We start from the raw sequence: 250 nt of genomic DNA, 5'->3' as shown, positions 1-250 counted from the left end.
GGTGCGGCAGCTGGAGGAGCAGGCCGCCGCCGTGCTGAAGGCGGCACGCGCCGAGATCGCCGCGGCGCTTAACAAGATGAAGAAGGAGACCACCCAGGAGCTGGAGGCGAAGCTGGACGAGGGGCGCCGCCGGGTCGTGGCCGTGCTCGTGGTGGCGCTCGCCAACCTCGAGGCGCACAAGGAGGAGGCCGTCAAGGCGCTCGACGCCCAGATCGCCTCCCTCAGCGACGAGATCGTCAAGAAGGTGCTC

Annotated in this window: 1 protein-coding gene; it reads left to right on the top strand. The window is 69.6% G+C overall.

Annotation, left to right across the window (positions count from 1 at the left end; all coding sequences use genetic code 11):
- The coding region (locus L9G74_RS24495; protein WP_238898858.1) for a hypothetical protein at window positions 1-250 on the top strand (250 nt) is incomplete at both ends.

Source organism: Shewanella electrica, assembly GCF_022321485.1.
Classification (GTDB): Bacteria; Pseudomonadota; Gammaproteobacteria; order Enterobacterales; family Shewanellaceae; genus Shewanella; species Shewanella electrica.
This window is presented reverse-complemented; position numbering and strand designations above follow the sequence as displayed.